General features: G+C 69.2%; 20 protein-coding genes. 8 read left to right on the top strand and 12 right to left on the bottom strand.

From position 1 onward, the window contains the following. Window positions 1–3: 3 nt before the first annotated feature. Complete coding sequence (gene msrB, locus ACLIVD_RS15980) at window positions 4–441, top strand: peptide-methionine (R)-S-oxide reductase MsrB (protein WP_009480111.1); 438 nt, start codon at window positions 4–6, stop codon at window positions 439–441. Here msrB and ACLIVD_RS15975 read toward each other — a convergent pair. From ACLIVD_RS15975 to hemE, 4 genes are read right to left on the bottom strand one after another with little or no spacing between them, the layout of a single operon-like run. Continuing rightward, the gene (locus ACLIVD_RS15975) at window positions 401–2,749 is read right to left on the bottom strand and encodes a molybdopterin guanine dinucleotide-containing S/N-oxide reductase (RefSeq protein WP_491932673.1); all 2,349 of its coding nucleotides are present in this window, start codon (window positions 2,747–2,749) and stop codon (window positions 401–403) included. The genes msrB and ACLIVD_RS15975 overlap by 41 nt on opposite strands. A gap of 15 nt (window positions 2,750–2,764) precedes the next feature. Beyond that, complete coding sequence (gene hemQ / locus ACLIVD_RS15970; RefSeq protein ID WP_105414618.1) at window positions 2,765–3,460, bottom strand: hydrogen peroxide-dependent heme synthase; 696 nt, start codon at window positions 3,458–3,460, stop codon at window positions 2,765–2,767. Window positions 3,461–3,464: 4 nt separating this feature from the next. Then, window positions 3,465–4,826 (bottom strand): protoporphyrinogen oxidase, encoded by a 1,362-nt coding sequence (locus tag ACLIVD_RS15965; RefSeq protein ID WP_491932672.1) that lies wholly within the window; start codon window positions 4,824–4,826, stop codon window positions 3,465–3,467. Then, a complete protein-coding gene (gene hemE / locus ACLIVD_RS15960) occupies window positions 4,823–5,890 on the bottom strand; it encodes a uroporphyrinogen decarboxylase (protein ID WP_005263993.1) in 1,068 nt (355 codons plus the stop codon). The genes ACLIVD_RS15965 and hemE overlap by 4 nt, the downstream gene beginning before the upstream one ends. A 161-nt stretch (window positions 5,891–6,051) precedes the next feature. Between hemE and ACLIVD_RS15955 the strand changes: the two genes are divergently transcribed. Continuing rightward, window positions 6,052–6,645, top strand: a complete 594-nt coding sequence (locus ACLIVD_RS15955; protein WP_037240540.1) for a DUF3000 domain-containing protein — start codon at window positions 6,052–6,054, stop codon at window positions 6,643–6,645. On the opposite strand, the gene ACLIVD_RS15950 is transcribed toward ACLIVD_RS15955, so the two are convergent. After that, on the bottom strand, window positions 6,646–7,896 hold the full coding sequence (locus ACLIVD_RS15950; RefSeq protein ID WP_283331890.1) for an alpha/beta hydrolase: 1,251 nt from the start codon (window positions 7,894–7,896) through the stop codon (window positions 6,646–6,648). A 168-nt stretch (window positions 7,897–8,064) separates the two neighbouring features. On the opposite strand from ACLIVD_RS15950, the gene ACLIVD_RS15945 reads away from it, so the two are divergent. The 4 genes from ACLIVD_RS15945 (at window position 8,065) to ACLIVD_RS15930 (ending at window position 14,262) form a co-directional block, all read left to right on the top strand. Next, window positions 8,065–9,459, top strand: coding sequence for a WS/DGAT/MGAT family O-acyltransferase (locus ACLIVD_RS15945; protein ID WP_283331891.1), 1,395 nt, complete (start codon window positions 8,065–8,067; stop codon window positions 9,457–9,459). A 49-nt stretch (window positions 9,460–9,508) separates the two neighbouring features. Further along, window positions 9,509–10,795: a ribonuclease D gene (locus tag ACLIVD_RS15940; protein WP_283331892.1), complete on the top strand. Its 1,287-nt coding sequence runs from the start codon at window positions 9,509–9,511 to the stop codon at window positions 10,793–10,795. A 149-nt stretch (window positions 10,796–10,944) separates the two neighbouring features. Beyond that, window positions 10,945–12,153, top strand: a complete 1,209-nt coding sequence (locus tag ACLIVD_RS15935) for a thiolase family protein (protein ID WP_283331893.1) — start codon at window positions 10,945–10,947, stop codon at window positions 12,151–12,153. Then, complete coding sequence (locus ACLIVD_RS15930; RefSeq protein ID WP_011598614.1) at window positions 12,154–14,262, top strand: 3-hydroxyacyl-CoA dehydrogenase NAD-binding domain-containing protein; 2,109 nt, start codon at window positions 12,154–12,156, stop codon at window positions 14,260–14,262. A 51-nt stretch (window positions 14,263–14,313) separates the two neighbouring features. Here ACLIVD_RS15930 and ACLIVD_RS15925 read toward each other — a convergent pair whose 3' ends face one another. From ACLIVD_RS15925 to ACLIVD_RS15900, 6 genes are read right to left on the bottom strand one after another with little or no spacing between them, the layout of a single operon-like run. Then, window positions 14,314–16,998: a fumarate reductase/succinate dehydrogenase flavoprotein subunit gene (locus tag ACLIVD_RS15925; protein WP_283331894.1), complete on the bottom strand. Its 2,685-nt coding sequence runs from the start codon at window positions 16,996–16,998 to the stop codon at window positions 14,314–14,316. Then, window positions 16,998–17,777 carry an ABC transporter ATP-binding protein gene (locus tag ACLIVD_RS15920; RefSeq protein WP_283331895.1) on the bottom strand — a complete coding sequence of 260 codons (780 nt, stop codon included), beginning with the start codon at window positions 17,775–17,777 and terminating at the stop codon, window positions 16,998–17,000. Before ACLIVD_RS15920 ends, ACLIVD_RS15925 begins: the two co-directional genes overlap by 1 nt. Then, on the bottom strand, window positions 17,774–18,634 hold the full coding sequence (locus ACLIVD_RS15915; RefSeq protein ID WP_280783328.1) for an ABC transporter permease: 861 nt from the start codon (window positions 18,632–18,634) through the stop codon (window positions 17,774–17,776). The genes ACLIVD_RS15920 and ACLIVD_RS15915 overlap by 4 nt, the downstream gene beginning before the upstream one ends. Next, complete coding sequence (locus tag ACLIVD_RS15910; RefSeq protein WP_283331896.1) at window positions 18,631–20,061, bottom strand: ABC transporter substrate-binding protein; 1,431 nt, start codon at window positions 20,059–20,061, stop codon at window positions 18,631–18,633. Before ACLIVD_RS15910 ends, ACLIVD_RS15915 begins: the two co-directional genes overlap by 4 nt. 16 nt (window positions 20,062–20,077) lie before the next feature. Further along, entirely contained in the window at window positions 20,078–20,305 is a 228-nt protein-coding gene (locus ACLIVD_RS15905) for a 4Fe-4S dicluster domain-containing protein (protein WP_005240903.1), read from the bottom strand. Next, entirely contained in the window at window positions 20,302–21,081 is a 780-nt protein-coding gene (locus ACLIVD_RS15900) for a GntR family transcriptional regulator (RefSeq protein ID WP_283331897.1), read from the bottom strand. The genes ACLIVD_RS15905 and ACLIVD_RS15900 overlap by 4 nt, the downstream gene beginning before the upstream one ends. Window positions 21,082–21,375: 294 nt before the next feature. Here ACLIVD_RS15900 and ACLIVD_RS15895 point away from each other — a divergent pair, with 294 nt between their 5' ends. Together ACLIVD_RS15895 and ACLIVD_RS15890 are read left to right on the top strand one after the other, a co-directional pair. Next, entirely contained in the window at window positions 21,376–22,392 is a 1,017-nt protein-coding gene (locus ACLIVD_RS15895; RefSeq protein ID WP_283331898.1) for an iron-siderophore ABC transporter substrate-binding protein, read from the top strand. 96 nt (window positions 22,393–22,488) lie between these two features. Beyond that, window positions 22,489–23,886 carry a sugar porter family MFS transporter gene (locus ACLIVD_RS15890; RefSeq protein ID WP_280783323.1) on the top strand — a complete coding sequence of 466 codons (1,398 nt, stop codon included), beginning with the start codon at window positions 22,489–22,491 and terminating at the stop codon, window positions 23,884–23,886. Between the two features lie 62 nt (window positions 23,887–23,948). Here ACLIVD_RS15890 and dxs read toward each other — a convergent pair whose 3' ends face one another. Then, window positions 23,949–25,898 (bottom strand): 1-deoxy-D-xylulose-5-phosphate synthase, encoded by a 1,950-nt coding sequence (gene dxs, locus ACLIVD_RS15885; RefSeq protein WP_283331899.1) that lies wholly within the window; start codon window positions 25,896–25,898, stop codon window positions 23,949–23,951. Between the last annotated feature and the right edge of the window lie 205 nt (window positions 25,899–26,103).

Below are 26,103 nucleotides of genomic sequence, written 5' to 3'. Positions count from 1 at the left end.
GCCATGAGTTCGCAGCAGCAGGATCCCACGCAATCCGCCCCGAAGGTTGCTCTCTCCGACAGCGAGTGGCGCGAGAAACTGACTCCCGAGGAGTACGCCGTGCTGCGCCAGGCCGGTACCGAACGCCCCTTCGTCGGCGAGTACACCGACACGAAGACCGAAGGCGTCTACCACTGCCGGGCCTGTGGCGCCGAGCTGTTCCGCAGCACGGAGAAGTTCGAATCGCACTGCGGGTGGCCGTCGTTCTTCGATCCAGCCGACTCGGACGCCGTCATCCTCCGCGAGGACACGTCGCTGGGGATGCGCCGCGTCGAGGTGGTGTGCGGGACGTGCCACAGCCACCTGGGCCACGTCTTCGAGGGCGAGGGCTACCCCACCCCCACCGATCAGCGGTACTGCATCAATTCGATCTCGCTGACCCTGGAACCGACCGGCGAATGATCGTCGGTGGATCGAACGCCCGGATAGGCGGAAGCGCACCCTCGTAGCGTTCGATCTCGACGAGCACGTGCTGGCCCGTGCAGCCGTGGGCCAGTGAGGACGTGCCCACGTCCGGGGTCAGCACGTTGGGGTTCCCGTGCACGCAGAGGGAATCCGGGTCGGTCGCGTCGAGCGGGTCGTACCAGGCTCCCGTCGACAGCTGGACCACACCGCGCCGGACGCCCTCGTCCACCACCACACCGGCGAGGCAGGCGCCGCGGTCGTTGAACACGCGGACGACGTCGCCGGCGGTGAGTCCGCGGTCGGCGGCGTCGTCCGGATGGATTCGGAGCGGTTCGCGGCCCCGGATCTTCGATTTCTGGCTGGTGCCGCCGTGGTCGAGTTGGCTGTGCAGGCGGGTGCGCGGCTGGTTGGCGATCAGGTGCAGCGGGAACTGCCGTGCCCGCCGGCCGCCCAGCCATTCCTCGGGCTCGTACCAGCGGGGGTGTCCGGCACAGTCGTCGTAGCCGAATCCGTCGATGTCGGCGGAGAAGATCTCGATCCGCCCGCTCGGGGTGGCGAGGGGGAATTTCACCGGATCGGTCCGGAAGTCGCCGAACAGGATCAGGTCGTCCTCGGTCCGCATCCGCACGTGGCCCTGCGTCCAGAAGTCGTCGAAACTCGGGGCGGGACCGCCGTCCGCGCGGACGAAGTCTCGCCACTGCCCGTACAGGTGCTCGAGCCACTGCCCGGACGAGCGGCCCTCGGTGAACTTCTCCCCGACACCCAGTTTCCGGGCGACGGCGGCGAACGTGTCGTAGTCGTCCCGCGCGTCGGCGTAGGGCCCGACGGCGGCGTGCATGGCGACGAGCAGCGGGTCGTTGCGGGTGCAGCTGAGGTCGGCCCGCTCGAGCGACGTGGTGGATGGGACGACGATGTCCGCGTGCCGGGCCATCGGCGTCCAGTAGGGGTCGTGGACGACGATCGTGTCGGGCCGGGCCAGCGCCCGGCGCAGACGGGGAATGTCCTGATGGTGGTGGAACGGGTTGCCGCCCGCCCAATACAGCATCTTGATGTCCGGGTACGTCAGCCGCTGACCGTCGTAGTCGAACGGTGCGCCCGGGTTCAGGAGCATGTCCGAGATCGCGGCCACGGGGATGAAGTCGCGGACGGGGTTCAGCCCCTGGGGAAGCGTGGGCAGCGGGTACGGGACGGGGGCCAGCCCGGGTTCGTTCATGGAACCGTAGCCGTGGCCGAAACCGCCACCGGGTAGGCCGATCTGGCCCAGCATCGCGGCGAGAGTGACCCCCATCCACGGGGCCTGCTCACCGTGCCGCACCCTCTGCAGCGACCAGGTGACGGTCACCATCGTCCTGCCCGCCGCCATCCGCCGGGCGAGGGCGACGAGGTCCGCTGCGGCGATACCCGAGATCTGCTCGGCCCACGAGGGCGACTTCGGGACGCCGTCGGAGCGGCCGAGGAGGTAGTCCTCGAAGCGGTCGTAGCCGACGCAGTGGCTGCCCAGGAATGCCGTGTCGTGCAGGTCTTCCGTCGCGAGGACGTATGCCAGGGCGAGCATGATCGCGACATCGGTGCCGGGCACCGGGGCGTGTCGTTCGGCGGCGCCGTGCACGTCGTCGTGCAGCGGACTGAACGACACGATGGATCCGCCGCGGCGCCGGAAGGCGTCGAGTGCGTCGCGGGTGGGGTGGTCGCTGGTCCCGCCGTGATTGACGCCGGTGTTCTTGAGGGGGACGCCGCCGAAGCACACCATGAGATCGGTGTGCTCGGCGATGATCTTCCAGGACGTGGAGCGGGCGAACATCTTCCAGTGTGTGCCCACCACCCGGGGCATGATGACGCCCGTCGCGCCGAGCGAGTAGCTGTGCACCGAACGGGTATAGCCACCGAGCGTGTTCAGGAACCGGTGGACCTGGCTCTGGGCGTGATGGAACCGTCCGGCGCTGGCCCAGCCGTACGAACCGCCGTAGATCGCGCTGTTGCCGTGCGTGTCGACGACCCTGCGCAGTTCGTTCGCCAGCCGCTGGGTCAGCTCCTCCCAGTCGACCGACACGAACTCGTCGGACCCTCGGGAACTGCTGGGTCCCGGGCCGTTCTCGAGCCACCCGCGGCGCACCACCGGGCCGGTGATCCGCGCCTTGCTGCGGACCGACCCGGCGATGTTGCCCAGCACCGGTGACGGATTCGCGTCACCGGTGTACGGGTGGGCGGCGACGACGTCGCCGTCGGCGACCTCGGCCTCGAACATGCCCCAGTGCGACATGTGCTGGTAGCGGGGCGCGGTGCGCGCTCCGTCGGCGTCATTCATCGGTGCTGTGTCAGATCACGGCAGAGCGGTGATGAGCTTCTCCACATCCACCCGCGGGCCGGTGAAGAAGGGCACCTCCTCGCGGACGTGCAGACGGGCCTCGGTGGCGCGCAGATCGCGCATCAGGTCGACGATGCGGTACAGCTCGGGCGCCTCGAACGCGAGAATCCACTCGTAGTCGCCGAGCGCGAACGAGGGCACGGTGTTGGCGCGGACGTCCTTGTACGTGCGGGCCGCCATACCGTGGTCGGCGAGCATCTTGCGCCGCTCCTCGTCGGGCAGCAGGTACCACTCGTAGGAGCGGACGAACGGGTACACGCAGATGTAGTTGCCCGGGTCCTCACCGGCCAGGAACGCCGGAATGTGGCTCTTGTTGAATTCGGCGGGACGGTGGCACGCGACGTTGCTCCACACAGGCTTGCTCGCGCGGCCCAGTGCGGTGGTGCGGCGGAAGTCGGCGTAGGTGGCCTGGAGGGCTTCGATGCTCGCCGAGTGCGTCCAGATCATGAAGTCGGCGTCGGCTCGCAGACCGGCCACGTCGTAGAGCCCGCGCACCACGACGCCCTTGTCGGCCTGACCTTCGAAGAAGATCCGCGCCTCCTTGATCACAGCTTCCCGGTCGTCCCCGAGTACACCGGGTTCCACCTGGAACACCGAGAACATGAGGTAGCGGATTTCAGAGTTCAATGCGTCGAAGTCGAGGCGTGCCATGGGTCTATCGTGCCACTCGCCCGGCGAGCCGTGCAGCCGCCGTCGTCGCAGCGGCCACACACGCGGGAACACCGACCCCGTGGAGGAGTGCCCCGGACACCTCGAGACCGTCCAGACCTGCGACTTCCTGCTCGATCACCGCCACCCGGTCGAGATGGCCGGGACCGTACTGCGGCAGGCCGCCGTGCCAGCGCTGGACGTGTACCGCGACGGGCTCCGCGGTCACCGCCGTGACGGTCGCGAGATCCTGCCGGGCGGCGGCGATCAACTCGTCGTCGGGTGCGTCGACGACGGCGGCGTCGCCGAACCGTCCGAACGAGGCCCGGACGAGAGTCACCTCCCGCTCGGCGAGGTGCGGCCACTTGCGGCTCGACAGGGTGAACGCTTTCGCGCCGAGCGCGGCGTCGGTGGCGACGAGGATCCCGGAGTTCTGCGGGAGGTCGACCCGGATCGGCAGCGCCAGCGCGACGACCGCCGAGGAGGCCAGTGGAATGTCCGCGGCGGCCGCCGACGCGCGGGGGGCGATGCCGGCGAGCAGGTCGGCGAGTTGCGGGGCGGGCACGGCGAGGACGACCCCGTCGACGCGGCCCACAGGTTCTGCCGACCAGCCGTCGCCGTCCCGGCCGAGTGTCCGGATCCGCTCGTGCACGATCTCCGCCGACGCGGCCTCCGTCAGGGCGCGCAGCAGGACGCCGTAGCCGTCGCGCAGCGCCCCGAACACGGGCCCGGGGGTCGGGGCAGGGAGGGCGTCCGCCACGGCCGCGGACAGGCTCGTGGCGCCGCGGTCGAGCGCCGCCGCGAGAGTGGGCAGGGCGGCGCGCACGCCGATGGTGTCCGCGAGACCCGAATAGACCCCTCCGAGAAGCGGATCCACCGACCGCTGGACCACCTGCGCGCCGAACCGGTCGCCGACCAGTGCACCGACGGCGATGTCCGCGCCCGGTGTCCAGTCGAAGGGCACCGTCCGCTCCCCCGCCATGCGCGCGAGCGTCCGGTCGTCGACAAGACCGCGCAGGCTGTTTCCGTCCGCCGGGATCCCCATGAGGGTGTCGGTCGGCAGCGGGTGCAGCGCGTCCTCGGACCAGATGAGCGGCCGCAGTCCCGCCGGATACACCAGCTGGTCGGAGAGGCCGAGTTCGCCGAGCAGGGCCGGGAGTTCCGGTCGCCGCGCGATGAAGGCTTCCGCCCCGACGTCGACGGGTTCCCCCGCCAGGTCCACCGTGCGCAGCTTGCCGCCGAGCCGCTCCGCGCCGTCGGCGAGGACGATCCGGGCATCGGCGCCGAGCCGTTGCCGCAGCCGGTACGCGGCGACGAGCCCGGAGATGCCGCCGCCGACGACGAGAACGTTCGGCGACGACCCGGTCACAGGGAGTGCACCAGCTCGACCAGCGCGGTCAGCGCGCCCGGGTCGGTGTCGGGCAGCACGCCGTGCCCGAGGTTGAAGATGTGTCCCGTGGCGCCGGCGGCGAGGGCGGCGTCCGCTTCCGCGGTGATGCGGCGGACCTGCTTCTCGACGGCCGCCGGTCCCGCGAACAGCACCGCGGGGTCGAGGTTGCCCTGGAGCGCCTTGCCCGGGCCGACCCTGCGCGCCGCCACGTCCAGGGGGATGCGCCAGTCGACACCCACCACGTCGGCGCCCGCTTCGCCCATCGCGCCGAGCAGTTCACCGGTTCCGACACCGAAATGGATGCGCGGCACCTTCGCGCTCTCCACCTCCGCGAACACCCGCTCGGAGTGGGGCAGCACGAATTCCCGGTACTCGGCGAGGGACAGCGCGCCGGCCCACGAGTCGAACAGCTGGATCGCGTCGACGCCGGCGCGCAGCTGGGTCTGCAGGAAGGTGATGGTGGTGTCGGCGAGGGTGCCGAGCAGCGCGTGCCACGTCCGGGGGTCGGAGTGCATCAGCGCCTTCGTGCGCTCGTGATTGCGGCTCGGACCGCCCTCGACCAGGTACGAGGCGAGGGTGAACGGGGCTCCGGCGAAGCCGATCAGCGGCGTCGAGCCGAGTTCCGCGGTGAGCAGCTGCACGGCCTGCGCGACGGCGCCGACCTCTTCCGGCACGAGGCGCGGCAGGGCGGCGACGTCGGCGATCGACCGGACCGGGTTCGCGACGACGGGACCGGTGCCGGCGACGATGTCGAGATCGATCCCGGCGGCCTTGAGCGGCACCACGATGTCGGAGAACAGGATCGCGGCGTCGACGCCGTGCCTGCGCACCGGCTGCATGGTGATCTCGCAGACGAGTGCCGGATCGAAGCACGACTCGAGCATCCCGATCCCCGATCGGATCTCGCGGTACTCGGGAAGCGAGCGGCCCGCCTGCCGCATGAACCACACCGGGCGACGGCCGGGGGTACGGCCTTCCGCGGCCGCCAGGAGGGGCGCGTCGGGGAGCACCCGCCTCGCGGCGTACGTCGCCCGTTCGCTCATGCCTGCATTGGTGCTTTCCAACCCGCTCATCGGTCCTCGCGCTCTCTGCCTGCTCGAATTTCGGCAGCTCTCATGCTGCCATGCCGGGACTCCGCCGCCGATCGGCCCTGCTCGGCGCGCCTCCGACGAGATGTGTGGGTCCGGGTCTAACGTCCCGAGCTGTGACGACTTCGGGATCGCCCGCCGAACCGGCCGAGTTCCGCGCCGCGGTCGAAGCGATGAATTCCGCGCAGGTTCGCGCGGACATCGAGCTGGGCCCAATCCGGCCCCCGCAACGGCTCGCGCCGTACAGCTACGCCGTCGGCGCAGAGGTCGTGCACGAGGACACCGGGGTCGTCGCCGAACAGAGCGAGGGTGACGCGTTCGGCAGGCTGATCCTCCTGTTCGACCCCGAGGGTGACGAGGCCTGGAACGGCACGATGCGGCTGGTCGCCTACATTCAGGCCGATCTCGACGCCGCCGTGGCGTCCGACCCGCTGCTTCCCGAAGTGGCGTGGAGTTGGCTCGTCGACGCACTCGAGTCGCGCCACGAACCTCTCAACGCGCTCGGCGGGACGGTGACGGCGACGACGTCGGTGCGCTACGGCGACATCGCCGGTCCCCCGCATGCGCATCAGCTGGAACTGCGCGCGTCGTGGACGGCGACATCGGTCGAACTGGCGACGCACGTCGAGGCGTTCTGCGAGGTTCTGGCGTATGCGGCCGGTCTGCCGCCCGCCGGGGTGTCGCAGCTGCGGACGCTGGGCGGCAAATAGTCAGGCCGATTCCGTGCCCGCCGCGGGCACGTCGGTGGTGGCGCTGCGCGACCATTCCAGGAATCGCCCGACCGCCTGCGTGACGGAGATGCTGCGGATCGAGGGGAACACGTCGAACGCGTGCTGCGCGCCCTTCAGTTCGGCGTAGACGACGGGGTTGTCGGACACCTGCCGGAGTTCGTCGACGAAGATCCGCGCCTCGGCGACGGGGATCAGCGAATCGCTCGTGCCGTGGATCACGAAGAACGGCGGTGCGTCCGCCCGGAGGTGCGCGAGCGGGGACGCGGCCCGGTAGTCGTCGGGGAACGTGGCGTGCTTGCCGAGCACCATCGGCATCAGTCCGGAGTGCACGCGCTGGAGGACGGCCTTGATTCCGGTATCGCCGGCGATGTCGTAGACCCCGTAGTACGGCACACACGCCTGAACCGATGTGTCGACGTCCTCGAAGCCCGGCTGCAGGTGACTGTCGTTCGCGGTGAGTGCCACCATGGCGGCGAGGTGGCCACCCGCGGAACCACCTGTGACGGCGATGAAGTCGGGGTTGCCGCCGTATTCCTCGACGTGCTCCCGGAGCCAGGCCAGCGCCTGCTTGATCGCGATCAGGTGTTCGGGCCATTTCGCCTTCGGCGACAGCGGGTAGTTGACGGCCGCGCACACCCACCCCCGCGAGGCCATCTCGAGCATGAGCGGCAGACCCTGTTGATCCTTGTTCCCGATCACCCATCCCCCGCCGTGGATCTGCAGGAGGACCGGGCTCTTCGACGGCAGATCCTGCCGGTGATAGATGTCGAGGCGGGCCCGCCGCCCGCCCGGCCCGTACGCGAGGTTGCGGACCCGGGTGACCGCCTTGTTGCGCATCCAGAACGGGTTGAGGAGTTGGCGCCACACCGGTCGCCCGGGGTGTTCGATGGCTGCGTCGCGGTCGGTGTAGTTCTCGCCGAGCGTGTCGACGAGAGCGGATTCGGCTTCCGCTCCGGCGCCCCGGCCGGTGGCGATCACGGCGGCGAGCCCGGCGGCGGATGCGGCGGCCAGCGCGAGGCCGACACGGTCGCTTCGGGTTCGTGTTCCGTGACGCGCGGCGTGCTGGGCGGCGTCGGCCGCGGTCACGGCGAGCAGGTGCGGCGCGAGTTCGGTGGTGAGCCACCCCGAGAAGAACGCGACCACCGACGTGGGCGCACCGGGCAGGGGACGCAGGGCGTTGGCGGCGAGTGCGGCGCCGACGGCCTGCCGGAGAACGAAGCCTCGGGTCATACCCCCAACCGTAGAACATGTTCTAATCGATCGGTCGCCCACCCCAGCCGGCGGACGCCGGATCGAGAACGAGACGGAGCCGCCAATCGTAGGTCAGGCCACGGCGTCGACCTCGCACTTTCACGATTCAATGGACCACAATCTAGAACGTGTTCTAGTATCGGGTGCATGCAGCGACTCAGCGGTCTCGACGCGTCCTTCCTCTACCTCGAAACGTCGACGCAACTCCTCCACGTCTGCGGAGTCATCATCCTCGACGCGTCGACGGTTCCGGGCGGCTACACGTTCGCCCAGCTCAAGGCGGAACTCGGCGCGCGCACCGAGGCGATTCCCTCGTTCCGGCGCAAGCTGCAGGACTCGAAGTTCAACCTCGACCACCCCGTGTGGGTCGAGGACACCGACTTCGACATCGACCGGCACTGCCATCGCGTCGCGCTCCCCGCGCCCGGCGGCCGCGACGAGCTGGCCGAGCTGTGCGGTGACATCGCAGGCATTCCCCTCGACCGCGCCCGGCCGCTGTGGGAGATGTGGGTGATCGAGGGTCTCGAGGACGGCTCCGTCGCCGTCATGTCGAAGATGCACCACGCCGGGGTTGATGGCATCACCGGCGCCAACATGATGGCCCAGCTGTGCGGCCTCGAACCGGACGCACCACGCCCCGGCCCCGACGACTCCGCCGAGAGCGCGGGGCAGGCCAGCACACTCGACATCGCCGTCGGCGGGCTGCTCGCCGTCGCGTCCCGGCCCGCGAAACTGCTGAGGATCGTCCCGCAGAGCCTGACACTGCTGCCCCGCTGGATCGGCCGGGCCCGCCGCGGCGCCGCCATGCCCGCGCCGTTCACCGCGCCGCGCACGTCCCTGAACGGCACGTTGACCAGTCACCGCAATCTCGCGTTCACCCAGCTCGACCTCGAGAAGGTCAAGACGGTCAAGGACGCGTTCGACGTCAAGGTCAACGACGTGGTGCTCGCACTGTGCTCGGGCGCACTGCGCAAGTACCTGCAGAACCGCCGGGAGCTGCCCGACAAGTCGCTGGTCGCCATCGTCCCGGTCTCGGTCCACGGAAAGTCGGACCGGCCGGGCACCAACCAGGTGTCCGGCATGTTCACTCAACTCGGCACCCAGATCGAGGATCCGGCCGAACGCCTGCTCGCGATCGGCGAGCACAACTCGACATCGAAGGAACACAACGAGACCCTCGGCGCGAGCCTGCTGCAGGACTGGTCCCAGTTCGCCGGGCAGGCCGTGTTCGGCACCGCCATGCGCCTCTACTCGACCCTCGGCCTGGCGGAACGGCATCCGGTGGTCCACAACCTGGTGATCTCCAACGTGCCCGGGCCGTCGGTCCCGCTGTATTTTCTGGGTGCGCTGATCAAGGCGATGTATCCGCTGGGCCCGATCTTCCACGGCGCCGGGCTCAACGTCACGGTGATGTCGCTGAACGGTCAGCTCGACGTCGGCCTGATGAGCTGCCCGGAACTCGCACCCCACCTCTGGGACCTCGTCGACGCGTTTCCCGCGGCGTTGGACGAGCTCGTCGAGGCAGCGGGGAACCGGTCGTGAACCCGCCGGTGCGCTGCGGGAATCCCGAAGCGACGTAGAGTCAGCTGTCATGTCCGAAGTCACCGACGACGCCTCGTCACCCGGCCCCGCCGAAGAGCCCGGCCGGCAGATCGTTCCCCTGCTCGCACCCCGGGACGGCGTGCCCGACGTCGTGACCACGGCGGAGGGTGTCGCGAAGGCCGCGGCCGCGCTGAGCGAGGGCACCGGGCCGCTGGCCGTCGACGCCGAGCGGGCGTCCGGCTTCCGCTATTCGGCGCGGGCGTATCTCGTGCAGTTGCGCCGGGAGGGTGCGGGGACGGTGCTCCTCGACCCGATCCCCACCGCCGCCGATCTCGCCCCGCTGGCGGAGGTGATCAACCCGCTGGAGTGGATCCTGCACTCCGCGGACCAGGATCTGCCGGGGCTCGCGGAGATCGGTCTGGCTCCGGCGACACTGTTCGACACCGAACTTGCGGGGCGCCTCGCCGGGTTCGAACGGGTCGGTCTCGCCGCGATCGTCGAGCGGACGCTGGGCCTCGAACTGCGGAAGGGTCACGGCGCCGCCGACTGGTCGAAGCGGCCGCTGCCCGATTCCTGGTTGAACTATGCGGCCCTCGACGTCGAGGTTCTCGTCGAGTTGCGGAACGTGATGGCCGCGGAACTCGACGGGCAGGGCAAGAGCGAGTGGGCTGCACAGGAATTCGAGCACATCCGGCTCGCGGGGCCCCCGAAGCCCAAGGCCGACCGCTGGCGGCGGACGTCGCACATCACGTCGCTGAAGACGCAGCGGCAACTCGCCGCCGCCCGCTCGCTGTGGCAGGCCCGCGAGGACCTCGCCCGCAAACGCGACGTCTCCCCCAGCCGGGTCCTGCCGGATGCGGCGATCATCGACGCTGCGACGAAGGACCCGCGGAGCATCGAGGCACTCCGGGCGCTGCCCGTCTTCGGCGGTCCCCGTCAGCGGCGGCACTCCCGGATCTGGCTGCAGGCGCTCGAGGATGCCCGGGCGCTGCCGGACACCGAACTGCCACCGAAGACCCCGCCGTTCACGGGACCGCCGCCGGCGAGCCGGTGGGCGCGGCACGACCCCGACGCCGCCGAGCGGCTGACGGCGGCCCGCGCCGCGCTGGCCGCTCTCGGCGAGGAGGTGTCGGTGCCGGTGGAGAACCTGGTGACCCCGGAACTCGTCCGCAGGTTGTGCTGGGACTGGTCGGCCCCCGAGGGCGGCGACGTCGAGTCGGCGATCGACCGGGTGCTCGCCGCGGGCGGTGCCCGCCCCTGGCAGCGGATGCTGACGGTGCCCGTGCTGGCGAGCGCGCTGCTCTCCGCCGCCGAGCAGAAGGGTTCCGGCGACTGATCGACTGCACCGACGCGCGCGGTGAGCGCGTGAATTCCCGATGAGGTACCCATTAAGTTACCCGCGAGTAACGGTAGGGGTACGCTGGTCTGGAGGCCGGACGCCTGGCCGTGATCCGGAACCAAACTGCTCCATCAGGAGGAATTCGCGTGGCTCCATCCACCACAACCCAACGCAACGTCGTGTTCGTCGACGGCATCCGCACTCCGTTCGGCAAGGCCGGCCCCAAGGGCATCTACGCGGAGACCCGCGCGGACGACCTCGTCGTCAAGACCATCCGCGAGCTGCTTCGCCGTAATCCGCAGCTCGACCCCGCGCGTATCGACGAGGTCGCCATCGCCGCGACCACGCAGACGGGCGATCAGGGTCTCACCATCGGCCGCACCTCCGCGATCCTGGCCGGGCTCCCCGAGACCGTCCCCGGTTTCGCGATCGACCGCATGTGCGCCGGCGCCATGACGTCCGTCACCACCACCGCGTCGGGCATCGGCTTCGGCCAGTACGACGTGGTGATCGCGGGCGGCGTCGAGCACATGGGCCGCCACCCGATGGGCGAGGGCGCAGACCCGAACCCCCGGTTCCTCGCCGACCGCCTCGTCGACCCCAGCGCGCTCGTCATGGGCAACACGGCCGAGAACCTGCACGACCGGTTCCCGACCATCACCAAGGACCGCACCGACGCGTACGCCGTCGCGAGCCAGAACAAGTACGAGGCCGCCCGCAAGGCCGGCTTCATCGCCGACACCCTCGTGCCCGTCGCCACCCGCTCCGCCGCGGGCTGGGGCCTGGCCACCGAGGACGAGCCGCCGCGTCCGGGCACCACGCTCGAGGACCTCGCCAAGCTGAAGACGCCGTTCCGTCCCGCGGGCCGCATCACCGCGGGCAACGCGGCCGGTCTGAACGACGGCGCGACCGCCGCCCTCCTCGCCGGTGAGGACACCGCGCTCGAACTCGGACTGCCGATCGGCATGCGCATGGTCGGATTCGCGTTCCAGGGCGTCGACCCCGCCGTCATGGGCATCGGCCCGGTGCCGGCCACCGAGAAGCTGCTGGCCCGTACCGGCCTGAAGATCGAGGACATCGGCCTGTTCGAGATCAACGAGGCCTTCGCCGTTCAGGTCCTCGCGTTCCTCGAGCACTACGGCATCGCCGACGACGATCCGCGAGTCAACCAGTGGGGCGGCGCCATCGCGTGCGGCCACCCCCTCGCGTCCTCCGGTGTCCGCCTGATGACCCAGCTGTCCCGCCAATTCGCCCAGCGCCCCGACGTCCGCTACGGCCTGACCACGATGTGCATCGGTCTGGGCATGGGCGGAACCGTGATCTGGGAGAACCCGAACTTCGATGGAGTCAAGTAGATGACCGACATTGCAACGGCATTCGCCGACGAGGTCGTGACCAACGCGTACACCAAGATCGTCGCCGTACCCGGCATCGAGGGCCCGGTCGCGCTGATCACCCTCGACAACGGTTTCGACCACACCAAGCCGTCGTCGTTCGGCCCGGGCGGCCTGAAGGCCCTCGACGCCGCACTGGACGAGGCGTTCGCCGCCCACCCCGTCGCGATCGCGATCACCGGTAAGCCCTTCATCTTCGCCGCAGGCGCGGACCTCAAGGGTGTTCCGAGCATCACGAACCGTGACCAGGCGCTCGAACTCGGCCGGCTCGGGCACAAGGTGTTCCGCCGGCTGCGCGAATCGTCGGTGCCGACGTTCGCGTTCGTCAACGGCGTCGCACTCGGCGGCGGGCTCGAGGTCGCGCTGCACAGCCACTACCGCACCGCATCCGAGAGCGCGGGCGCACTGGGTCTGCCCGAGACGTTCCTCGGACTGGTTCCGGGCTGGGGCGGAACGCAGTTGCTGCCCAACCTCATCGGCCCCTCGAACGCCGTCACCGTCGTGCTCGAGAACGCGCTGAACCAGAACAAGACGCTCAACCCGAAGAAGGCCCTCGAACTCGGCGTGGTCGACGCGGTGTTCGGTTCGGCCGACTTCCTCGAGCAGTCGTTCGCCTGGGCCGCGCAGGTCCTGGCCGGCGAGATCACCCCGGCGCGTCCCGAGATCGACCGGGGCAAGGGCTGGGACGACGCGATCGCCCGCGCGAAGGCGATCGTCGAGGGCAAGACCAAGAACAACGCCCCCGGACCGGTCAAGGCCGTCGAGCTCCTCGAGCTGGCCCGGACCACCGATCTCACCGATCCCGCGTCGCTCGACAAGGGCTTCGCCGCCGAGGACGAGGCGCTCGCCGACCTGCTGCTCGCCGACGAGCTCCGCGCGGGCCTGTACGCGTTCGACCTGGTCAACAAGCGTGCCAAGCGTCCCGCAGGCGCACCGGACAAGTCCCTCGCCCGCAAGGTCACCGGCGTCGGCATCGTCGGTGCCGGTCTGATGGCCAGCCAGCTCGCGATGCTGTTCGTCCGCCAGCTCAAGGTGCCGGTCATCCTCACCGACATCGACCAGGAACGCATTGACAAGGGTGTGGGCTACGTCCACGGCGAGATCGACAAGCTGCAGGGCAAGGGCCGGTTGTCCCCGGACGCGGCGAACCGTCTCAAGGGTCTCGTGTCCGGCTCGCTGGACAAGGCCGCGTTCGCGAAGACCGACTTCGTGATCGAGGCCGTGTTCGAGAACCTCGATTTGAAGAAGAAGATCTTCGCGGAACTCGAGGAGCACATCGCCCCGGAGACGATCCTGGCGACCAACACGTCCTCGCTGTCGATCACCAAGATGGCCGCGGACCTGAAGCACCCAGAGCGGGTGGTCGGCTTCCACTTCTTCAACCCGGTCGCCGTGCTGCCGCTGCTCGAGGTCATCAAGGGCGAGAAGACCGACGACGCCACCCTGGCAACGGCATTCGCCACCGCCAAGGCGCTCAAGAAGTCGGCCGTCGGCTCCGCCGACCTGCCCGGGTTCGTCTTCAACCGGCTCCTGATCCGCACCCTCGGTGAGGTCATGAACGCGGTTGACGAGGGCACCCCGTTCGAGGTGGCCGACAACGCCATCGCCGAACTCGGCATGCCGATGACCCCCTTCACCCTGCTGGCCCTCGTCGGGCCTGCGGTCGCGCTGCACACCGGCGAGACCCTCGCCGAGGCGTACCCCGAGCGCTTCCACAACTCCCCCGGACTCGAGGCGCTGGTCGAGGCCAAGAAGTCGGCGGTGTGGAGTTACGGTGCCGACGGCAAGCAGGTCGTCGACCCCGAGGTCGCCGAACTGTGGAAGCAGGGCGACAAAGCGTCCACGTCCGAAGAGGTTCTGGAGCGCACGCGTCGCGCGTTCGCCGAAGAGATCCAGATCATGCTCGACGAGGGTGTCGTCGCCGCGGCCGAGGACATCGACCTCTGCCTGATCCTGGGCGGCGGATTCGGCTTCTGGAACGGTGGCATCACGCCGTACCTGGACCGCACCGGCACGTCCGAGGCCGTCAACGGCAAGCGGTTCCTGGCGCCGGGCGTCGCGAGCGTCTGACCCGGAGGTGAGTGGCAATGTGTGCCCCGGCACACATTGCCACTCACCTGTTCAGGGGGCGGCGACGAGCGCCTGGCGGGCGTACGCCCGCACGTCGGCGTCCGTGTCCTCGAGGGCCGTGGTCAGCGCGCCGACGGCGGCGCGGTCGCCGGACCACCGGCCGAGCGCGAGGACGGCGGCTTTGCGCACGTCGAGGTGCGCATCCGTCAGGGCGTCCGCCAGCGCGGGCACCGCGAGTTCGGGGTCCGCTCCGGCGAGTGCCCGTGCGGCTCCCTGCCGGATCTGCCAGGCCGACTCCCGTAGCGCCGCCGTCGCAACGGTCACGTCGTCACCGTCGCAGCCCAGACTCGCGAACGCCGTGAGCGCGGCAGCGCGCACCAGCGGGTCGCGGTCGCCGGCCAGTGCGCGCACGGTGTCGACACCACCGATCCCGATGGTGGCCAGGCCGTGCGCGACGGTGATCCGCACTTCGCGGTTCTCGTCGTGTGCCCCCGCTGCCACCGATTCCCACCGGTCCAGCGAGACCAGCGCCCGCACCGCTTCGATCCGGACGTGGTGATCGCCGTCGGACAGCGCCGTCAGGAACTGCTCCGCCGAACCGGCGTGCAGCGCGCGTAATACGTCGACCACGGCGGCCCGGACCACGGCGTCACCCGACCCCAGGTGGTCGGCCAGTCCGTCCGCGGACGGCAGCACCTCGACGAGTTCGCGCAGGCCGTCGGCGGCAGCGCGGCGCACCGTCACCGCACCGTCACCGAGGGCGTCGACGAGTGCCGCCCCGAATCCGTCGGGGGTTCCTTCCGTCAGCACCGAGAGGGCCGTGACGCGGACCTGCGGGTCGGCGTCGGCCAGATACGGTGCGAGTTCGGCGACACTCGGCGCGTCGAGTCCGAGGACCGCGACGATGGCCGGTGACGACGGCTCCTGCCGGACCGGCGACGCGATGCGCGAGCGCTCCTCCACCGGGGCACGCCCCCCGACCAGCGGCGGCTGCGCGACGGGTACGACCGTCCGGTCCACCGGCGGAAGGGAATCGAGTCCGGGCACCGGCACGAAGTACGGCTCCACGGGGCGCTTGAGGAATTCCATGTCGCCGTTCTCGCCGCGCCGCAGATTCAGGTGGTATCCCCATTCGTCGTCCCGCTGCTCCGGGAGATCCGCCCGTTCGTGGTAGAGCCCCCATCGACTTTCGGTCCTGGTGAGGGAGCTGCGGGACGCCATTTCCGCGCAGTCCCGGATGAACGTGACCTCCGCGCAGCGCATCAGCTCGTGCGGGGTGGTCGCGCCCATCCCGGCGATCTCCCCCGCCATCCGGTCGAACGTCTCGACGGCGATCGACAGCTTCGTCGCCGTCTTCGGCGGCGCGACATAGTCGTTGACGAAGCGGCGCAGCTTGTACTCGACCTGCGGCTGCGGCGGCCCGTCCGGGTTGCGCAGCGGCCGGTAGATCAGCTCGTGCGCGGCGGCCAGTTGCTCCGCGGGCAGCGCGGTCGGCGCCTCGACGCCGGGCAGGGTGCCGGTTGCGTGCGCTCCGGCGAGGTCGCCGTAGACGAAGGCGCCGATCATGTAGTTGTGGGGGACGCACGCGAGGTCGCCTGCCGCGTACAGGCCGGGGACGGTGGTCGCGCCGTGCTCGTCCACCCACACCCCGGACGCGGAATGTCCGCTGCACAAGCCGATCTCGGAGATGTGCATCTCGATGTCGTGGCTGCGGTAGTCGTGGCCGCGGTTCGCGTGGAACGTGCCGCGGGTGGGGCGTTCGGTGGTGTGCAGGATCGATTCGAGCGTGTCGAGGGTTTCCTCCGGGAGGTGGCTGACCTTCAGATAGATGGGACCGCGGGCGGATTCGATCTCGCTCTTGACCTCGCTCATCATCTGCCCCGACCAGTAGTCGGAGTCGACGAACCGCTCCCCCTCGGCGTTCACCTGGTAGCCGCCGAACGGGTTCGCGACGTACGCGCACGCCGGACCGTTGTAGTCCTTGATCAGCGGGTTGATCTGGAAGCATTCGATGCCGCTCAGTTCGGCTCCCGCGTGATAGGCCATCGAGTAACCGTCACCGGCGTTGGTCGGGTTCTCGTACGTGCCGTAGAGGTACCCCGACGCAGGGAGCCCGAGCCGGCCACACGGACCGGTCGCGAGGATCACCGCCTTCGCCCCGACCGCGACGAACTCGCCGGTGCGGGTGTTCAGTGCCGCGGCCCCGACGGCACGGCCGTTCTCCGTCAGCACCCGGACGGGCATCAGGCGGTTCTCGATGCGGATCTTCTCCCGCATCTTCCGCTGCCGCAGCACCCGGTAGAGGGCCTTCTTCACGTCCTTGCCCTCGGGCATCGGCAGCACGTACGAGCCGGAGCGGTGCACCCGGCGTACCGCGTACTCGCCGTACTCGTCCTTCTCGAACTTCACGCCGTACTTCTCGAGGCGCTGCACCATCGCGAATCCGCGGGTCGCCGTCTGGTACACGGTCCGCTGGTTGACGATTCCGTCGTTGGCTCTGGTGATCTCGGCGACGTAGTCCTCGGGTTCGGCCTTGCCGGGGATGACGGCGTTGTTGACGCCGTCCATTCCCATTGCGAGCGCGCCGGAATGGCGCACGTGTGCCTTCTCGAGCAGGAGCACGTTCGCGCCGTTCTCGGCGGCGGTCAGCGCCGCCATCGTGCCGGCGGTGCCGCCACCGATCACGAGCACGTCGCAATCGAGACGGACGGTGTCGGCGAGGTCGGGGATGTCCATCAGGTCTCCGAAGTGTGGTTCAGTGCGGCGAGCACGTCGGCGCGCGCGGCACGGGTGTCGGGGTGGTCGAGGTGGTCGCGGTCCCGGGGGTGCGGGATGTCGACGAGCGCCCGCAGCGGCTCACCGGCCCGGCCGAGCACCGCGACGCGGTCGCCGAGCAGCACCGCCTCATCCACGTCGTGGGTCACGAACACCACGGTCGTCGGGTGGGTGCTCCACGTGTCGACGAGCAGTCGCTGCATGACGCCGCGGGTCTGGGTGTCGAGGGCGCCGAACGGCTCGTCCATCATCACGGCCCGCGGCGCCCCGGCGAGGCCGCGCGCCAACTGCACTCGCTGGCGCATGCCGCCGGACAGGTTCTTGGGCAGGAAGTCGCCGAACCCGGTCAGACCCACCTCCGCGATCCAGCGATCGGCGGTCTCACGGCGTCCCTTGCGGGGTTCGCCGCGGAGTGCGAGGGCCAACTCGATGTTCGAGCGCACCGTGCGCCACGGGAGTAGCGCGTTGTCCTGGAAGACGACGGCCCGGTCCCGGGACGTCGACTCCACCGCCGCGCCGTCGGCGACGACGCGGCCCGAATCGGGCGGCAGCAGACCGGCCAGTGCGCGCAGCACGGTGGACTTGCCGCACCCCGAAGGTCCGGTGAGCACGAGGATCTCGCCGGGAACCACGGTCAGCGACAGCGAACGGATGACGGGGTTCCCCGTGTAGGACAGGGTGACGTCGTCGAGGACCAGCGCCATGCCGGCGGCCACGGACGCTGCTGCGGTGGCGGTCATGCGCGCTCCCCTCGTGGCAGCCAGCGGGTGACGCGCCTGCCGAGCAGTTCGACTGCGCCGGAGGTCGCGAATCCGAGGATGCCGATGGTGATCATGCCGACGAAGACGCCGGGATAGTCGACGATCGTGTACGCCTGCCAGGTGCGGTACCCGACTCCGAGCCTGCCGGAGATCATCTCGGCGGAGATCACACAGATCCACGCCACCCCGATCCCGACGGACAGTCCACCGAAGACGCCCGGCAGGATTCCGGGCAGCACGACTCGGGACAGCACGTCCCAGCGTCCGCCCCCGAGCGTGCGCACGGAGTCCTCCCACAATGTCGGGAGGGCCCGGACGGCGTGCCGGGTGCTCACCATGATCGGGAAGAACGCGGCGACGAACGTGATGAACACGATGCCGGCCTCGTCGCTGGGGAACAGCAAGATCGCGACGGGCACCACCGCGATGGCAGGGATCGGACGTGCGAGCTCCGTCAGCGGACCGAGGACGTCGGCGAACAGTTCCGATCTGCCGAGGGCGATTCCGGTGGCCACACCGACCACCGTCGCGAGTCCGAATCCGCTGAGGATGCGAATCAGCGACTGCCCGAGGTCGAGGTAGAACAGGTCGCTCTGCAGCTGGGTACCGAACGCGGACACGACGTCGGTGACGGTGGGGAGCGTGTCGAACCGCAACCACACCCGCACGTCGTTGGCGGTCAGCACCTGCCATGCGACGATCGCCACGATCACGGACGTGATCCGCACGAGGCGTGACCGCCACGGCGAGGTTCGTCGGCGCGTCGATGCCGGATCGTGTTCTTCGGCAGCGACTTCGGTGTCGACCAGGACCGTCGGCTGGTGCAGTGTGGTCACTGCCGCACCTCCTCGACCGCGCGGTCGTACGTGATCACGGCGCCCGTGGGGTGTGCGCGCAGGTACCGGTCTGCCGCGGCACCGGTGGTGAAGGGCAGGAAGTTGTCGCCGTCGCGCACCCACACCGATTTGTCGGCGAACCACCGGGTGCCCAGTTCGGCGTCGGGGACGTACGCGGCGCGGACGGTGCGGCCCTCGGCCCGGGCCTGTTTCACCGCCCGGAGCAGGCACGTCGGGTTCGCGGCCGGTTGCGTCTCGGTGGCGCCGTCGAACCAGACCTCCCCGGCCAGCGCCGGATCGCCCGGGGCGGTGGCGCACACGGGATCGGTGCCGGTGACCGACGTCGGGTTGGCCGTGGACGCAAGCGCGGCGTCGTAGTCCTGCCCGTCGGCCTCGAACGCGGACCGGAGCGGAGCGTCGTTCACGAAGCCGTCGACGTCGAGGTCGGCGAAGTCGCCGATCGACTTCAGGTACGGCACATCGTTCTTCAGCGCACCGATCAGGCCCGGCTTGAGCGTGGTGTCGAACGAGGTGCCGCCCGGACCGTTGTACAGGTACACGACCTCCTGGGGCAGGCCGCTCGCGTCGGCCACGATCCGCGACGCCTCGAGCGGTTGCGTCTGGACGAACCGCGTGGCGTCGAGCTGTGCCCGGAGGAACGCGTCGAGAACCTCGGGGTGTTCGTCCGCGTACGCCTCACGGGCCACCACACCGTGCAGGGTCGGGGTTCGGAGTTCGGCGCCGTCGTACAGCAGCTTGGCCTTGTCCTGGAAAACGAGAAGCCCTGGCCAGGCGACGAACTGCGACAGCGCCGCCACCTGACCGGATTCCAGGGCCGAGGATCCGACCTGCGGCTGCTGATTGAGCACCTCGACGCCGGTGCCCGGGTCGATTCCGGCGCGGTCGAGGGCCTGGACGAGGGTGCCGTGGCCTGCGGAGCCGACGCTCGCGGACACCTTCGTGCCGGCCAGGTCGCCGAGTGTGGTGGCCGGTGAATTCGGCGGCACCACCACCATGTTCAGTGCGCCGTTCGGGTTGTAGCCGGTGACCGAGACGATCTCCGTCTTCGAGCGCGGGTTCGCCTGGGTGCGGGAGCCGTTGATCAGCATCGGGTAGTCGCCCATCGATCCGATGTCGATCTTCTCGGCCACCATCTGGGCGGTGATCGGCGCACCGGTGTCGTAGTCCTGCCACTCGACGGCGTACTTCGTCCCGGTCTGCTCCGTCACGTCCTGCAGGCGTTGTTCGAGGTATCCCTGTGCGCGCAGCAGCGTTCCGGCGGTGACGGTGTTGATCGTCTTGGACTGGTACCCGATCACGAGCGTGACCGCGTCACCGTTGTCGGCCGACGGTTCGAGGGAGCAACTCGTGGCCACGAGGGTCAGTGCCGCGGCGGCGATCGCGAGCGTGGAAGAGCGTCGCTTCATCTGGGTGGTCTTTCGCTCAGCGGAGGAGGTACGGCATGTTCACGGTGACCGCGCCGGTCGGGCAGCGGGCCGCGCAGGGACCGCAGTACCAGCATTCGTCGACGTGCATGAAGGCCTTGCCGTTCTCCGGGTTGATGGCCAGCGAATCAAGCGGGCAGATCTCGACGCACAGGGTGCAGCCCTCGATGCACAGCGACTCGTCGATGGTGACGGGTACGTCTGCTCGTTGATTGACCAAGGTCATGAGGTGAGCTCCCAGTTCGTGATGTCGGGTCGGCGGACGAGGCTGCTGCGCATGGTGATTCGGTCACCGCGCATGCGGATGTATTCGAGGTCGACGGGACGTCCGTCGACGAGCCGGGTGAGGCGTTCGAGCAACAGGAGCGCCGCACCCTCGGGCGTCTGGAGGTTCGCGGCGGAATGGGCGTCGGCGTTCACGGATTCGATCGCCAGATCGGCGGAGCCGAGGGGCTGACCGCAGACTTCCTCGATCAGCGCGAACACGTCGTTGGTTTCGAGGTCGTGACCGAGGATTTCGGCTCCGATGTCGGGGACGAGGTAGGTGAGGTCCAGGCTGAGCGGCAGGTCGCCGAGGTACCGCACCCGTTCGATGTAGACGGCGGGTTCGCCCGGCTCCAGCTGCAGGCGGCGGGCGACGGCAGGTGGCGGGCTGATCTCCAGGGCGGCGCGGACGTCGTTGCGGACGTCGCCGTGCCCCTTCAGAGTCTCCTTCAGCCCGAGGAGGGCGTCGAGACCGTGGTCGTACTTGCGCTGCGCCACGTGGGTTCCCACCCGCGGGGCCCGGTCGATGAGCCCCTCCTGCTTGAGCAGTGCCAGTCCGTCGCGTACCGCATTGCGCGACACACCGAACTCGGCGGCCAGCTCCGATTCCGACGGCAATCCGCGCTCGGCGAAGGAGTCCGCATGGATCTGCTGCCGGAGCAGGTCGGCGAATCTGCGCGCATGGTCCGCGCGGGAACTGCGCGACGCCGTCGGGAGGGGAGTCGGATTCACCACCATGGTTTCCTTCGTCGATAGTGCGTGTGAGCTGGACGAAGACAAACGCTAACGGCAGTCGGCGGGGCCCGGAGTCGCCGCGAACCGCCGCTCGGGGCGCCCCCGCGAATCGGCCGGGCCCGCGCCGGGCCCGAGCCGCCTCACCAGCCAAAACCCGGCAACGACCCGGAAATGCGCCAGGCCGGGCCGGGCCGGGAAGTTTCAATCAGGGTGATTCGAAGTCGCGACGTCCGCCCGGGGAGCACTCCAGTCTAGGTTAGGCTTACCTTCTGTTTTCGTCCCGAAGGAGTCGTTGCCGTGTTCGCACCCACCGCCAGACGTCAGATCGCAGTCGCACTCGCCGTGGCAAGTTCGTCCCTCTTCCTCGCCGCGTGCTCGTCCGGCGACAACGGAGGAACCACGGAAGCGTCCGGTGAAGGGTTTCCGGTCACCATCGAGAACACGTTCGGATCGACCACCCTCGACGCGGCACCCGAACGTATCGTCACGCTCGGATGGAACGCCCAGGACGTCGTCTACGCGCTCGGCGAGACACCGGTCGGCATGCCGAAGTACACGTACGGCGCCGAGGCGAACGGTGTGATGCCCTGGCTGCAGGACCGATTCGATCCGTCCCGGACCACGTTGCTCGACACGGCCACGTCCACCCCCATCGAGGGCGTCGCCTCGCTGGCCCCCGATGTCGTGCTCGCCCCGTACGAAGGTTTCGACCAGGCGACGTACGAGAAGCTGTCGGGAATCGCCCCCACGGTGGCGTACCCGGACAAGGCGTGGCAGACCACGTGGCAGGACCAGACCACGCTGGTCGGACAGGCACTCGGCAAGAGCGCCGAGGCGGAGCAGCTGGTGGCCGGGCTCGACGACACCCTCGCTCAGACCGCCGCCGCGCACCCCGAGTTCGCCGGCAAGACGATCTCGGTGATCAACTTCGACACCGACGCCGCAACGGTCAACGTCTACATGCCCTCCGATCCCCGCGTCCAGGTGCTGACCCAGCTCGGGTTCACCGTGTCTCCCGGTGTGCAGAAGCTGGCCGCTGCCAATGATCCGGACAAGTTCTTCGCCGACATCTCCGTGGAGAACATCTCCGATGTCGACGCCGACGTCGTGGTCGCGTTCGTCCCGGAGAACACGACCGTGGCCGCGAACCCGGCCTACGCGAATCTCGGTGCCATCGGGCGTGGAACCGCGGTCGCGCTGTCGGACACGAAGATCATCTCGGGGCTCAGCCAGACCAGCGTTCTCGCGACCCCGTGGGTTCTGGACAAGCTGACACCTCAGCTGAGCGAGGCCGCCACGAAAGCGGGTGCCTGAACTCCCGCCTGACAGGCGGTGTCGGGCGTAGCGTGATTCGAGACACAAATTTCCGCTGTGCCCGCATCAGGAACGCTCGCCGAAAGCAGGTATGCGATGACGCAGATGTCCGAAAGACACACCGCGAAGGTCATCGGCGTCACCGTCGCCGCCGCGGTCGGTGGATTTCTCTTCGGTTTCGACAGCTCGGTCATCAACGGTGCCGTCGACTCCATCCAGGGCCACTTCGAACTCGGATCGTTCTTCACGGGCTTCGCCGTGGCGATCGCACTGCTCGGATGTGCTGTGGGCGCATGGTTTGCGGGTCGCCTCGCGGACCGCTGGGGCCGCAAGAAAGTGATGCTGCTCGGTTCGGTGCTGTTCGTCGTGTCCTCGCTCGGAGCGGGTCTCGCGTTCAGCGTCCCCGACCTGATGCTGTGGCGCGTCCTCGGCGGTCTCGGCATCGGTATCGCGTCGGTCATTGCGCCCACGTACATCTCGGAGATCGCGCCGGCCCGCTACCGCGGCGCGTTGGCGTCGCTGCAGCAGTTGGCCATTACTCTCGGCATCTTCGCCGCGCTGCTGTCGGACGCGGTGCTGCAGAACGCCGCGGGCGGCGCCTCCAACGAGTTGTGGCTGAACCTCGAGGCCTGGCGCTGGATGTTCATCGTCGGTGTGGTCCCCGCGGTCGTGTACGGCATTCTCGCCCTGCTCATTCCCGAGTCACCCCGCTACCTGGTCGGCAAGCACCTCGATCAGGAAGCGGCCGACATCCTCGCGAACATCACCGGCGAAGTCGACCCGCACGAGCGTGTCTCCGAGATCCGGCTGACCCTCCGCCACGAATCGACGGCGTCGTTCGACGACATTCGCGGCCCGAAGTTCGGGCTGCAGCCCATCGTCTGGGTCGGCATCTTCATGGCCATCTTCCAGCAGTTCGTGGGTATCAACGCGATCTTCTACTACTCCACCACGCTCTGGAAGTCGGTGGGCTTCACCGAGAACGAGTCGTTCACCACGTCGGTGATCACGTCGATCATCAACGTGGGCATGACGTTCGTCGCCATCCTGTTCGTCGACCGGATCGGCAGGCGCATCCTGCTCATGGTCGGCTCGCTCGGCATGTTCGTGAGCCTGCTCATGGCCGCAATCGCCTTCTCCCAGGCGACGGGCAGCGGCGACGACGTCGTGCTCCCCAGCCCGTGGGGGGCGGTCGCCCTGATCGGCGCCAACCTGTTCGTGATCTTCTTCGCCTCCACCTGGGGCCCGGTCATGTGGGTGATGCTGGGCGAGATGTTCCCCAACAACATGCGCGCCTACGCACTCGGCATCAGCACGGCGGCGAACTGGATCGCGAACTTCACGGTCACGCTGGCATTCCCGCCGCTCACCCGCTCGGTGGGGCTGTGGTTCCTGTACGGGCTGTTCGCGTTCTTCGCGTTGCTGTCGTTCTTCTTCGTCCGGTCGAAGGTCCGGGAGACGAAGGGGATGGAGCTCGAGGAGATGCACACCTGACCCAGGCACATACGGATCCGGCCGAATCACACTGTGATTCGGCCGGATTTCTGTGCAACGGCTCAGCCCTGCTGCTTCTCCGCGCGCTGCGCATCGAGGTCGGCGACGACGCCGTTCTGCTGCTCGGGGCGCAGGTTCCCGAGGCCGGCGAACCATCCGGTGATCTGCCGGGCGACGTCCTGCGCGGTGAGGCCCAGCTCGGCGTGGATCTGCGCGCGCGACGCGTGGTCGAGGAACTGTTGCGGAACACCGAGATCACGACAGGGGACGTCGACCCCCGCCGCCCGCAGCGCGGCGGACACGGTGGAACCGACACCGCCGTGCAGTCCGCTGTCCTCGACGGTGACGACCATCGTGTAGTCCTCGGCGAGCTTCACCAGCGACTCCGGGACCGGCAGGACCCACCGCGGGTCGACGACAGTCGCCGAGATGCCCTGCTGTTCCAGGCGTTCCGCCGCGGCGAGCGCGAGACCGGCGAACGCGCCGACCGACACGACGAGCACGTCGTTCCGCCCGGAGGGGGCACGAAGGATGTCGACGACGCCGTCGAGGCGGCTCACCGCGGGTACGTCGTCGCCGACGGTGCCCTTCGGGAACCGGAGCGCGGTCGGACCGTCGTCGACGGCCAGCGCCTCGTCCAGTTCCTCCCGCAGGGTGGCGGTGTCGCGGGGAGCCGCGACCTTCATTCCGGGGACGATGCCGAGCAGCGACATGTCCCACATGCCGTTGTGGCTGGCGCCGTCGTTGCCGGTGATACCCGCGCGGTCGAGAACGAGGGTGACGGGAAGCTTCAGCAACGCCACGTCCATCAGCAGCTGATCGAACGCGCGGTTGAGGAACGTCGAGTAGACCGCGACCACCGGGTGCAGGCCGCCCAGGGCGAGGCCGGCCGCCGACGTGACGGCGTGCTGCTCGGCGATCCCGACGTCGAACATCCGGTCGGGGTATTTCTCGCCGAACGCGGCGAGACCGGTGGGGCCCGCCATCGCCGCGGTGATCGCCACGATGTCCTGCCGGTGACTCGCCTGATCGATCAGCTCGGCCGAGAACACCGACGTCCAGTCGGCGGACGCCGACCCGGTCGCCTTACCGGTGAGCGGGTCGATCACGCCGGTCGAGTGCATCTGATCGGCGACGTGGTTCTCGGCGGGCGCGTAACCCATGCCCTTGCGGGTGACGGCGTGGACGATGACCGGGCCACCGAACGCCTTCGCGCGGCGCAGCGCGGATTCGAGCGCGGCCTCGTCGTGTCCGTCGACCGGTCCGAGGTACTTGATGCCCAGGTCCGTGAACATCACCTGCGGGGCGACGGCGTCCTTGAGGCCCGCTTTCATGCCGTGGAGGACCGAGTAGGCGGTGCGACCCACCCAGGGAAGTTTCTTCACCATCCGGCGGCCGCTGTCGAGGATGCGTTCGTATCCCGGCTGGAGGCGGAGGGCGGCGAGGTGGTCGGCGAGACCACCGATGGTCGGTGCGTAGGAACGGCCGTTGTCGTTGACGACGATGACCACCGAGCGGTCCTTGCCTGCCGCGATGTTGTTCAGGGCCTCCCAGCACATGCCGCCGGTCAGCGCACCGTCACCCACGACGGCGACGACGTGGCGGTCCTGACCGGTCAGTTCGAAGGCCTTCGCGAGGCCGTCCGCGTACGACAGCGACGCCGATGCGTGCGAGGACTCGACCCAGTCGTGATCGCTCTCCGCCCGGCACGGGTACCCGGACAGGCCACCCTGCTTGCGGAGCGAGTCGAAATCGTCCTTGCGACCGGTGAGGATCTTGTGGACGTACGCCTGGTGGCCCGTGTCGAAGATGATCGGGTCGGCGGGCGACTCGAAGATGCGGTGCAACGCGAGGGTCAGTTCGACGACGCCCAGGTTGGGGCCGAGATGACCACCGGTCGCCGCGACCTTCTGCACGAGGAACTCACGAATCTCCGCGCCGAGCTGCTTCATCTCCGCCGAATTCAGCTGACGAAGATCGTCAGGCGTCTGGATACGGGCAAGAACACCCAACGAGATCGCTCCCTCCGTGATGCACGCGGCCTTGCGTGCCTCTGCCGTGGCTTCGTGTCACGTCACAGTGGAACCAGTCTACGGAGCCGCCGGAGTGCGGGACACACGGTAGGGGCCGGTGCGGCCCGGTATCGCGGGCTCGTCCTCGGGCATCCCGGCCACGACCGTGACCGGCTTCACACAATTGTGCCGCCGGACGGGCCCC

It is taken from the genome of Rhodococcus sp. G6(2025) (assembly GCF_058628105.1).
Note: the sequence above shows the minus strand (reverse complement) of the source record. Positions and strands in the feature narration are given on the sequence as shown.

Coding starts and splice junctions, on each gene's coding strand:
- msrB (WP_009480111.1), top strand. CDS start 4: ATGAGTTCGCAGCAGCAGGATCCCACGCAATCCGCCCCGAAGGTTGCT.
- ACLIVD_RS15975 (WP_491932673.1), bottom strand. CDS start 2,749: ATGAATGACGCCGACGGAGCGCGCACCGCGCCCCGCTACCAGCACATG.
- hemQ (WP_105414618.1), bottom strand. CDS start 3,460: ATGGCACGCCTCGACTTCGACGCATTGAACTCTGAAATCCGCTACCTC.
- hemE (WP_005263993.1), bottom strand. CDS start 5,890: ATGAGCGAACGGGCGACGTACGCCGCGAGGCGGGTGCTCCCCGACGCG.
- ACLIVD_RS15950 (WP_283331890.1), bottom strand. CDS start 7,896: ATGACCCGAGGCTTCGTTCTCCGGCAGGCCGTCGGCGCCGCACTCGCC.
- ACLIVD_RS15945 (WP_283331891.1), top strand. CDS start 8,065: ATGCAGCGACTCAGCGGTCTCGACGCGTCCTTCCTCTACCTCGAAACG.
- ACLIVD_RS15940 (WP_283331892.1), top strand. CDS start 9,509: ATGTCCGAAGTCACCGACGACGCCTCGTCACCCGGCCCCGCCGAAGAG.
- ACLIVD_RS15930 (WP_011598614.1), top strand. CDS start 12,154: ATGACCGACATTGCAACGGCATTCGCCGACGAGGTCGTGACCAACGCG.
- ACLIVD_RS15925 (WP_283331894.1), bottom strand. CDS start 16,998: ATGGACATCCCCGACCTCGCCGACACCGTCCGTCTCGATTGCGACGTG.
- ACLIVD_RS15920 (WP_283331895.1), bottom strand. CDS start 17,777: ATGACCGCCACCGCAGCAGCGTCCGTGGCCGCCGGCATGGCGCTGGTC.
- ACLIVD_RS15910 (WP_283331896.1), bottom strand. CDS start 20,061: ATGAAGCGACGCTCTTCCACGCTCGCGATCGCCGCCGCGGCACTGACC.
- ACLIVD_RS15905 (WP_005240903.1), bottom strand. CDS start 20,305: ATGACCTTGGTCAATCAACGAGCAGACGTACCCGTCACCATCGACGAG.
- ACLIVD_RS15900 (WP_283331897.1), bottom strand. CDS start 21,081: ATGGTGGTGAATCCGACTCCCCTCCCGACGGCGTCGCGCAGTTCCCGC.
- ACLIVD_RS15890 (WP_280783323.1), top strand. CDS start 22,489: ATGACGCAGATGTCCGAAAGACACACCGCGAAGGTCATCGGCGTCACC.